The following is a 9,722-nucleotide window of genomic DNA, read 5'->3' as shown; positions in this document are numbered from 1 at the left end:
CACGCGGCAAGCGGCGGATCGCCGTGCTGTTCGCCGTCGCCGCCTTCGCCTACGCCCTGGACCTGATCAGCAAGATGATCGTGGTCGCCAAGCTGGAGCACCACGAGCCCATCGAGATCATCGGCGACTGGCTGCGCTTCGAGGCGATCCGCAACGCGGGCGCGGCCTTCGGCTTCGGCGAGGCCTTCACCGTGATCTTCACCGTGATCGCGGCCGCCGTGATCGTGGTGATCGTCCGGCTTGCCCGCAAGCTGTACAGCCTGCCCTGGGCGATCGCGCTCGGGCTGCTCCTCGGCGGCGCCCTCGGCAACCTCACGGACCGGATCTTCCGTTCCCCGGGCGTCTTCAAGGGCGCGGTGGTCGACTTCATCGCGCCCAAGCACTTCGCGGTGTTCAACCTCGCCGACTCGGCGATCGTCTGCGGCGGCATCCTGATCGTGCTGCTGTCCTTCCGCGGCCTCGACCCGGACGGCACCGTCCACAAGGACTGAACGCGCGTACGGGGTTGTCCGACCCGTCCGGCATACTCGACGGGTGAGCACGATTCCCGAGATCCGTACCCTGCCCGTGCCCGACGGCCTGGAGGGCGAGCGCGTCGACGCCGCCATCTCCCGCATGTTCGGCTTCTCCCGTACCAAGGCGGCCGAGCTGGCCGCGGCGGGGAAGGTCACGGTCGACGGATCGGTGGTCGGCAAGTCCGAGCGGGTCAGCGGCGGCGCCTGGCTCGAGGTGGAGATGCCGCAGGCCCCCGCTCCGGTGCAGGTGGTCGCCGAGCCGGTCGAGGGCATGGAGATCGTGCACGACGACGAGGACGTCGTCGTGATCGTCAAGCCGGTCGGGGTCGCCGCGCACCCCTCGCCGGGCTGGAGCGGCCCCACCGTCATCGGGGGTCTCGCCGCCGCCGGGTACCGCATCTCGACCTCCGGCGCCGCCGAGCGCAAGGGCATCGTGCACCGCCTCGACGTCGGCACCTCCGGCCTGATGGTGGTCGCCAAGTCGGAGCGGGCGTACACCTCGCTCAAGCGCCAGTTCAAGGAGCGCACGGTCGACAAGCGCTACCACACGCTCGTCCAGGGCCACCCCGACCCCACCAGCGGCACCATCGACGCCCCCATCGGCCGCCACCCGCAGCACGACTACAAGTGGGCGGTCACCGCCGACGGCAAGCCGTCCGTCACGCACTACGACCTCATCGAGGCCTTCCGCGCCGCCTCCCTCCTCGACGTCAAGCTGGAGACCGGCCGCACCCACCAGATCCGCGTCCACATGGCCGCCCACCGCCACCCCTGCGTCGGCGACCTGACCTACGGCGCGGACCCCACGCTCGCCAAGCGGCTCCGCCTCACCCGCCAGTGGCTGCACGCGGTGCGGCTCGGCTTCGAGCACCCCGGCGACGGCCAGTGGGCCGAGTTCTCCTGCGACTACCCCGAGGACCTCCAGCAGGCGCTCGACCAGGTGCGCGAGGAGACCTACGCATGAGCCCTTCCAGCCCGGCCTACGTCGTCCGGGAAGCGCGCGAGAGCGCCGACCGCGAGGCGTGCTTCGCGGTGCGCAAGGAGGTCTTCGTCGCCGAGCAGGGCGTCCCCGAGGACATCGAGTACGACGCGTACGACGCCGGGGCCGTACATCTGCTGGCGGTCCGGGAGGACGGCGTACCGCTCGGCACCGGGCGGCTGCTGCACGGCGAGGCCGCCGCCGCGAAGAACGGCGGGGACGCGTCCGTGGGCGCTCTGGGGCGGCTCGCCGTGCTGCGCGAGGCCCGTGGGCTCGGCGTCGGGGCGGCGCTGGTGCGTGCCGTCGAGGACGCGGCACGCGCACGGGGGCTCACGGCCGTCGACCTGCACGCGCAGACCCACGCCCTCGGCTTCTACGAGCGGCTCGGGTACACGGCGTACGGACCGGAGTTCCCGGACGCGGGCCTACCACACCGGGCCATGCGGCGCGTTCTGTAGCCGGGGCGCGAACGCCCAGGTGAGGGCGGCGGCGTGGCAGGCTGGGGATCAGCCGTCCTGCCGTCGACCTCCCGGAGCGCTGACCGTGGATCAGTTGGCCCTGCTGTTCGCCCTGTTGCTCGGGGCCGTGGTGAGCGTCCCGGTGGGGGACCGCCTTGGGCTGCCGGCGCCGGTGCTGATGACGGTTCTCGGGATCGTGCTGGCCCTGCTGCCCTTCGTCCCGAACGTCGACATCCCGCCCGATCTGATCCTTCCGCTGCTGCTGCCGCCCCTGCTGTACGCGGCCGTACGCCGCACCTCGTGGCGCCAGTTCGCGGCGAACATCAAACCCATCTTCCTGCTGGCGGTGGCGCTGGTCTTCGTCACCATGCTGTGCGTCGCCACCGTCGCCCACGCCATCGTGCCGGGACTGCCGCTCGCCGCCGCGCTGGCCCTCGGCGCGCTGGTCGCGCCGCCCGACCCGGTGGCGGCCACCGCGGTCGCCGGGAAGCTGGGGCTGCCGCGCCGGCTGGTGTCGATCCTCGAGGGCGAGGGGCTGTTCAACGACGTCACCGCGATCGTCCTGTACCACGTGGCGATCGCCGCCGCCGTGAGCGGCACGTTCTCCGTCTGGGACGCCGGTCTCGACCTGGTGCTGTCGGCCGTCGTCGCCGTGCTGATCGGACTCGCGCTGGGCTGGGGCGCCAACAAACTGATGGACGTGCTCGGCGACCCGACGCTGCAGATCGGGCTGAGCCTGCTCGTGCCGTACGCCAGTTACGTCCTCGCCGAGGAACTGCACGGCTCCGGGGTGCTGGCGGTGCTCACCACCGCGCTGTTCCTGATGGAGTACGCCACCGACGCCGACGATGTGATGACGCGGCTGGCCGGGCACACGTTCTGGGACATCGTGGACACGCTGGTCACGGGGGTCGCGTTCGGGCTGGTCGGGCTGGAGCTGCACAACGCGATCCGGACGGCGTCCGGGCGCTGGGGGGAGCTGCTCGGCTGGGCGGCGGCGATCGTGGCCGTGGTGATCCTGGTCCGGCTGCTGTGGCTGCTGCCGGCGACCTGGCTGACGAAACGGCTGCACGCGGCGCGGGACGTCGACGAGGAGATCCCGGTCAGCTGGCGGGAGACGGTCGTCATGTGGTGGGCGGGGATGCGCGGGGTGGCCTCGGTCGCGCTGGCCCTGGCGATTCCGCTGGAGACGGACGCGGGGGGTCCCTTCCCTGACCGGAACGAGATCATCTTCATCGCGTTCGGCGTGATCATGACGACGTTGCTGCTGCAGGGGCTGACGCTGCCGTGGCTGGTGAAGCGGCTGGGGGTGGAGGCCGACACCGAGCGGGAGCAGGAGTTCGAACGGCAGCTGGCGGTGCGGGCGGCGAAGGCGGCGAAGCGGAAGCTGCGGGAGATCGAGCAGGTGGAGGAGCTGCCGGAGGAGCTGTCCGAGCAGATGCTGCGGCGGGCCTTCGACATCGGGGTGCGGATCAGTCCGGAGCTGGCGGAGGACGAGCGGCGGGAGGCGTATCGGCAGCGGGCGCAGCGGGTGAAGCGGGTGCGGCGGATCGAGGGGGAGATGCTGAGTGCTGCGCGGCATGAGGTGCTGGCGGCGCGGAGTGAGCCGGGGGCGGATCCGGAGGTCGTGGACCGGGTGTTGCGGCATCTGGATGTGCGGAGCTTGCGTTGAGTTTGTTCTCCGAGCCGCGTACCGCCCGTTTCCAGTCGGTCGGGAAGTGGGCGTTTCCCGTGGGGTCTGGACGCCGTCGGCGGCCTTCTGTTCGTAGGGTGCCCTCATGACTCGGAACGTTGTGATCAGTGGGGGCGGTACCGGGATCGGGCTGGCCGCTGCCCAGATGTTTGCCGCTGACGGGGATCAGGTGTTGCTGATCGGGCGGCGCGGGGACGTGCTGGAGCGGGCCAAGGTGCCCGGGGCGCTCACCTATGCCGCCGATCTGGCCGATCCGGAGGCCGTGCGCGGGGTGGCCGGGTTCGTGGCACGGGAGTTCGGCGCGGTGGACGTGCTGATCCACAGCGCGGGCGGCAACGGGCTGCTGGAGCCGCCGGTCGGCGGGGACGATCCGCTGGACGCCGTCGCCCGGCACTGGACCGTCAACTTCCGGCTCAACCTCCTGACCGCCGTCCTGCTCACCGAGGCCCTCAGGGACCGGCTCGCCGAACCCGGCGGGCGGGTGCTGTTCCTCAGCTCCATCGCCGCCTACCGCGGTTCCGGCCAGGTGGCCTACGCGGCGGCCAAGGCGGGCCTGCACCCGTACGCCCATGCCCTCGCCCGGCAGCTGGGCCCGCACGGCATCACCGTGAACGTCGTCGCGCCCGGCTATGTCGAGGACACCGCGTTCTTCGGCGACGGCATGGACGAGGAGCGGAGGGCGCAGCTGATCGCCGAGACCTCCGACAAGCGGGCCGGGACGCCCGGGGACATCGCCTCGAACCTGCACTGGCTGGCCTCCCCGGGCGCCGCGCACATCACCTCGCAGATCATCCAGGTCAACGGCGGCGCCGAGCGCGGTCACTGACGGGTGCCCGGACCTTCACTGCTCCAGAGGTCCCTGCGCGTGCCGCGCCGTCGGAACGCCGTCCGGGGAGGGGCGGTGGCCGTCGAGCCCGCGCCGCAGGGCCGCCTCCGCCGTGTTGATGCGGGGCAGGGCGTAGGGGTGCTCGTCGGCCAGCCAGCGGATCATCTGCTCGCGGACCGTGACCCGTACCGTCCAGATGTCGTCCGCGTCCTTCGCCGTCACCAGGGCCCGCACCTGCATGGTGTTGGGGGTGGTGTCCGTGACGGTGAGGTCGTAGGCGCGGCCGTCCCAGGCCGGGCACTCGCGCACGATGTCGCGGAGCTTCTCGCGCATCGCGTCCAGCGGGGCGGTGTGGTCGAGGTGCCAGTAGACGATGCCGGTCATCTGCGGTGTGCCGCGCGACCAGTTCTCGAACGGTTTGGACGTGAAGTACGACACCGGCATGGTGATCCGGCGCTCGTCCCAGGTGCGGACGGTCAGGAAGGTCAGGGTGATCTCCTCGACCGTGCCCCACTCGCCGTCCACCACCACGGTGTCCCCGATGCGCACCATGTCGCCGAAGGCGATCTGGAGCCCGGCGAACATGTTGCTCAGCGTCGACTGGGCGGCGACACCGGCGACGATGCCGAGGATGCCGGCCGAGGCCAGCAGCGAGGCGCCGGCGGCGCGCATCGCCGGGAAGGTCAGCAGCATCGAGGCCACCGCGACCACGCCGACGATCGCCGAGACGACCCGCCTGATCAGCGTCACCTGGGTGCGCACCCGGCGGACCCTGGCCGGGTCGCGGTGGGCGCGGCCGTTGGCGTAGCGGGTGTACGACGTCTCGACCACGGCCGCGGCGATACGGATCACCAGCCAGGCCGCCGAGCCGATCAGCACCAGGGTGAGGGTCTGGCCGATGCCGACCCGGTGGTCGGGGAACAGCCGGGCCTCGACGTACGACCCTCTGAGCAGGGCCGCGCACAGGACCAGCTGGTAGGGGATGCGACCGCGGCGGAGCAGCCCCCACAAGGGGGTCTCGGGGTGCCGTTCGTCGGCCTTGCGCAGCAGCATGTCGGTGGCCCAGCCGAGCAGCAGCGTGAGCACGACCGAGCCGCCGACCACGATCAGCGGGCGAAGCACGTCATCCATGCCTGCGAACCTAACCGGCCACGCCCGGGTATGAACATGTGACTTCCGCGGGGTGCGGGGTACTGCCGCGCACCGGCACTGTCACACCCGGCTGGCACCATGGTCACCATGAACATCATGCTCTTTCACTCGACCTACGGTCTCCGGCCCGCGGTGCGGGAGGCCGCGGACCGGCTGCGCGCGGCCGGACACGAGGTGTTCACGCCCGACCTCTTCGAGGGCCGTACGTTCGACACGGTCGAGGAGGGCATGGCCCACAAGGACGAGACCGGCAAGGACGAGCTGCTGAAGCGGGCCGTGCTGGCCGCAGCGCCCTACTCGGACAGAGGGCTGGTGTACGCCGGGTTCTCCTTCGGCGCCTCCGTCGCCCAGACGCTGGCCCTCGGCGACGACAAGGCGCGCGGCCTGCTGCTTCTGCACGGCACGTCGGACATCGCGGCGAACGCCTCGGTGGACGAGCTGCCGGTGCAGTTGCATGTCGCCGAGCCGGACCCGTTCGAGACGGACGACTGGCTGAGCGCCTGGTACCTGCAGATGCGCAGGGCCGGGGCGGACGTCGAGGTGTACCGATACGCCGGGGCCGGCCACCTCTACACCGACCCCGGCCTGCCGGACTTCGACGAGGAGGCCGCCGAGGCCACCTGGCGGGTGGCGCTCGGCTTCCTCGACTCGCTGGAGGACTGACTCAGACGGGCGTCACACCGGGTCGTAGCTGCGCTCGACCTTCTGCGTGCCGCTGCGGGTGCGGTACGAGCGGGCCCACGCGGCGGTGGCGGTCGCCGTACGGCCGGAGAGGACGTAGTAGTCCATCTGCGCCCGCTCGGCGGTGATGTCCAGCACGCCGTAGCCGTGGCGGTCGGTGTCGACCCAGTGGACGTGCCGGTTGGCGGCCTTGATCAGCGGGGAGGCGACGGTCGAGACAGTGCCCTCGGGGACCTTCACGATGTCGTCGAGGTTGTCGGAGGTGACCGAGGTGACGACGAACTCCGTGGCGGCGGACGCCGACAGCGGGTACGTACCGGCGTTGACGGGCACGTCGTTGGCCCAGGCCATGTGGATGTCGCCGGTGAGGAACACCGTGTTGCGGATGGCGTTGGCCCGCAGATGCGCGAGGAGCTCGCGGCGGTCGTCGGTGTAGCCGTCCCACTGGTCGGTGTTGAGGGCGAGGCCCTCCTGGGGGAGGCCGAGGAGCTTCGCGAGGGGCTTGAGGATGCTCGCCGGGAGGGAGCCGAAGGCGAGCGGGGAGATCATCACCGAGGTGCCGACCAGCCGCCAGGCGGTGTCGGAGGCGGCGAGGCCCGACTTCAGCCAGTCGAGCTGGGCGCGGCCGGTGAGGGTGCGGTCCGGGTCGTCGACCTCGCCGTCGCCGAGGGAGACCTGCTGGGAGCGGAAGGAGCGCAGGTCCAGCAGCGAGAGGTCGGCGAGCTTGCCGAAGCGCAGGCGGCGGTAGGTGGTGCCCTCGACCGCGGGGCGGACCGGCATCCACTCGAAGTAGGCCTGCTTGGCGGCGGACTGACGGGCCGCCCAGGCGCCTTCGGCCCCCTCGGTGTGGTTCTCCGCGCCGCCCGACCAGGTGTCGTTGGCGAACTCGTGGTCGTCCCATATCGCGATGACCGGGGCCTTGGCGTGCAGGGCCTGGAGGTCGGGGTCCGTCTTGTAGGTGGCGTGCCGCAGGCGGTAGTCGGCGAGGGTGACGATCTCGTGGGCGGGGCTGTGCGGGCGGACGACGGTGCCGCGGGTGCCGTACTGACCGGTGCCGTACTCGTAGATGTAGTCGCCGAGATGCAGCCAGGCGTCCAGGTCGCCGCGGGCCGCGAGATGGCGGTACGCGGCGAAGTGGCCGGCCTCCCAGTTGGCGCAGGAGACGACGCCGAAGCGCAGGCCGGTCACGGCGGCGTCGGCGGCCGGGGCGGTGCGGGTGCGGCCGACGGGGGAGTCGGTGCCGCCGGCGGAGAAGCGGAACCAGTAGTCGGTGGCCGGCTTGAGGCCGCGGATGTCCGCCTTGACGGTGTGGTCGGAGGCGGCGGTGGCGAGGGTGGAGCCCTGCGCGACGATGTCGGTGAACGCCTTGTCCCGGGCGACGGTCCAGCTCACCTCGGTGTCCGGACCGGCGCCCGAGCCCGGGGTGGCCTCCGGGGTGGGCGTCACCCGGGTCCACAGCAGGATGCCGTCCGGCAGGGGGTCGCCGGAGGCCACGCCGTGCAGGAAGGCGGGCGCCTGGGCGGTGGCGGCGCGGGCGGGCAGCGCGGCGGCGAGCGGTCCGGCCAGCACCGCGGTGGCGGCGGCTGCCTTGACGACCGTACGGCGGCGCGGGGTGAGGGAGTTGACGTCCGCGGTGGCGGAGACGGAGCTCTCGGATGATCTGTATCGACTGGTCACAGCCGATCAGGTTACTGGCAGGTACATGCCGAAGCGGGCGAACTCGCCAAAGTTCGCCCGCTCTTCAGTCACCGGTCTCCTCAGCAGGGGACCGGTGCGCCTGCCTTACGCCTTACCGTGCTTGATGGCGCAGTGCTTCTCGTCGCCGTTCGCCCCGTTCCTGACGCAGATCTGCACGGTGACCTTCTCGCCCTCCGGGATCTCCAGGTTCTTCCGTGCACAGGAATTGCCGGAGCCGTTGGCGTCCTCCAGCGGGATCCAGTGCGAGGCCTTGGAGTCGATCCAGCCGATGCGCCCACTGGCCCGCATGCCGTCGGCCCGGTTGTCGCACACGGTGAATATCTCGTCGTCCGCCTTGAAGCCGGCTGCCGCACTGTTGAACGGGTCCGTCGTGTCCACGTACACGTCGGTCCCCGCGGCTGCCGGTCCGGCGGCGAACAGGACGGCCGCCGCGCCTGCGAGCAACGAGCCCATCACGGTCTTAGTGCGAGAAGTCATGCTGCTTCCCCCTTTTGCCTGAAAAAATGGTCGTGGCATGTATATGCCAGGGGAAGATCACGTGTCAAAGATCTTTTCGGACAGGCGGGTTCGGCCGCCGCCCGGTGGGGGCGGCGGCCTGAGGGAAGGGGTCAGGACTTGAGGGCCTTGTCGATGGCCGCCTTGAACTCCTCGGCGGTCATCGGGGCGTTCTGTCCGTCCGAGCCGGTGAGCTTCTCGCCGTCCATCACCAGACTCGGCGTGCCGTTGATGCCGTCCTTGTTGGTGTTGAAGGTCTGGGACATCGCCAGCGCCCAGGCGTCGAAGGTGCCGTTCTTGACGGCGTCCTGGAACTTCTTGTTGTTCTTCAGGGCGTCGACCGAGTTGCCGATCTTGATGAGGTAGTCGTCGTCCTTGAGCTTGTCCTCCGACTCCGCGGGGTGGAACTCCGCCGAGTACAGGGCCGTCTTGAACTCCAGGAACGCCTCGGGGCTCACGTTCAGCGCGGCTCCGAGGGCGCTCATCGCGTTCTTGGAGCCTTCGCCGTTGGAGCCGATCTCCAGCTTGCCGTCCTCGTCGGTGTCACCGTCGAGGAACGTGCCCCCGACGAACTGGAGCTTGTACTTGCCCGCGTCGAGGTCCTTGTCGAGCGTGGGGCCCACGGTCTGCTCGAAGGAGGCGCAGATCGGGCAGCGCGGGTCCTCGTACAGCTTCAGCGTCTTCTTCGCGCTGTCCTTGCCGAGGACCACGGTCGTGCCGTCCTTGCCGGTGGTGTTGGCCGGCGCGACGACCTTCTCGTCCAGCGCCGCCTCCCAGGCGGAGGGCTTGTTGCCCTGGACCACCGCGTAGCCGATGCCGCCTGCTATGGCCAGGACGGCGACGATCGAGCCGGCCACGATGATCTGGCGCTTGGCCTTCTCGCGCTTGGCCTGGCGTTCGCGTTCCGCGCGCAGGCGCTCTCGGGCGGCGTTCTTGGCTGCCTGGCTGTTTCGCTTGCTCATGGGGTGTTCTCCACGGATGCGGTTACGTAAGGGGGACTGTCGTGCTCGGGTCAGGTCACGCGAACGTGACCGAGCGCGGAGGTCCCCGGCGTCCGAGGGAGTGGGCCAGGAGGAGGCGGCGGGCCGTGGGCGTGGTGATCGCGGGGCGGGACGGGCGGTGGACGCGAGGCGCCCCGTGGGCCGAGATCGCCGCCACCGCCAGGAGCAGCGGGCGGAACGTCGTCGCCGCCACCGCCCGCAGCAGCTGGGCCAGCGCCCGCTCG

General features: G+C 71.0%; 10 protein-coding genes and 1 pseudogene. 6 read left to right on the top strand and 5 right to left on the bottom strand.

Features of this window, described 5'->3' with window-relative positions; translation table 11 throughout:
- The 5 genes from lspA to N4P33_RS28025 form a co-directional block, all read left to right on the top strand.
- Positions 1-491, top strand: a 491-nt coding sequence (gene lspA / locus N4P33_RS28045; RefSeq protein WP_260829619.1) for a signal peptidase II, incomplete at its 5' end; no start/stop codon positions are given.
- A 43-nt stretch (positions 492-534) separates the two neighbouring features.
- Positions 535-1,479: an RluA family pseudouridine synthase gene (locus N4P33_RS28040; protein WP_260829617.1), complete on the top strand. Its 945-nt coding sequence runs from the start codon at positions 535-537 to the stop codon at positions 1,477-1,479.
- On the top strand, positions 1,476-1,952 hold the full coding sequence (locus N4P33_RS28035) for a GNAT family N-acetyltransferase (RefSeq protein WP_260829615.1): 477 nt from the start codon (positions 1,476-1,478) through the stop codon (positions 1,950-1,952). The genes N4P33_RS28040 and N4P33_RS28035 overlap by 4 nt, the downstream gene beginning before the upstream one ends.
- A gap of 85 nt (positions 1,953-2,037) precedes the next feature.
- Positions 2,038-3,624, top strand: a complete 1,587-nt coding sequence (locus tag N4P33_RS28030; protein WP_260829614.1) for a Na+/H+ antiporter — start codon at positions 2,038-2,040, stop codon at positions 3,622-3,624.
- 106 nt (positions 3,625-3,730) lie between these two features.
- Positions 3,731-4,471 (top strand): SDR family NAD(P)-dependent oxidoreductase, encoded by a 741-nt coding sequence (locus N4P33_RS28025; RefSeq protein WP_260829613.1) that lies wholly within the window; start codon positions 3,731-3,733, stop codon positions 4,469-4,471.
- 15 nt (positions 4,472-4,486) lie between these two features.
- Here N4P33_RS28025 and N4P33_RS28020 read toward each other — a convergent pair whose 3' ends face one another.
- The gene (locus N4P33_RS28020; RefSeq protein ID WP_260829612.1) at positions 4,487-5,602 is read right to left on the bottom strand and encodes a mechanosensitive ion channel family protein; all 1,116 of its coding nucleotides are present in this window, start codon (positions 5,600-5,602) and stop codon (positions 4,487-4,489) included.
- 108 nt (positions 5,603-5,710) lie between these two features.
- On the opposite strand from N4P33_RS28020, the gene N4P33_RS28015 reads away from it, so the two are divergent.
- Positions 5,711-6,286, top strand: coding sequence for a dienelactone hydrolase family protein (locus tag N4P33_RS28015; protein ID WP_260829610.1), 576 nt, complete (start codon positions 5,711-5,713; stop codon positions 6,284-6,286).
- A gap of 12 nt (positions 6,287-6,298) precedes the next feature.
- On the opposite strand, the gene N4P33_RS28010 is transcribed toward N4P33_RS28015, so the two are convergent.
- The 4 genes and pseudogenes from N4P33_RS28010 to N4P33_RS27995 all read right to left on the bottom strand — a co-directional run.
- Positions 6,299-7,981, bottom strand: a complete 1,683-nt coding sequence (locus tag N4P33_RS28010) for an alkaline phosphatase (protein WP_260829609.1) — start codon at positions 7,979-7,981, stop codon at positions 6,299-6,301.
- A gap of 105 nt (positions 7,982-8,086) precedes the next feature.
- Positions 8,087-8,479: a hypothetical protein gene (locus tag N4P33_RS28005; protein ID WP_260829607.1), complete on the bottom strand. Its 393-nt coding sequence runs from the start codon at positions 8,477-8,479 to the stop codon at positions 8,087-8,089.
- A 131-nt stretch (positions 8,480-8,610) separates the two neighbouring features.
- Positions 8,611-9,459 carry a DsbA family protein gene (locus tag N4P33_RS28000; RefSeq protein ID WP_260829600.1) on the bottom strand — a complete coding sequence of 283 codons (849 nt, stop codon included), beginning with the start codon at positions 9,457-9,459 and terminating at the stop codon, positions 8,611-8,613.
- A 55-nt stretch (positions 9,460-9,514) separates the two neighbouring features.
- A pseudogene (locus tag N4P33_RS27995) lies at positions 9,515-9,722 on the bottom strand (hypothetical protein); the annotation flags it as partial.

It is taken from the genome of Streptomyces sp. 15-116A (assembly GCF_025290915.1).
Lineage (GTDB): Bacteria > Actinomycetota > Actinomycetes > Streptomycetales > Streptomycetaceae > Streptomyces.
Note: the sequence above shows the minus strand (reverse complement) of the source record. Positions and strands in the feature narration are given on the sequence as shown.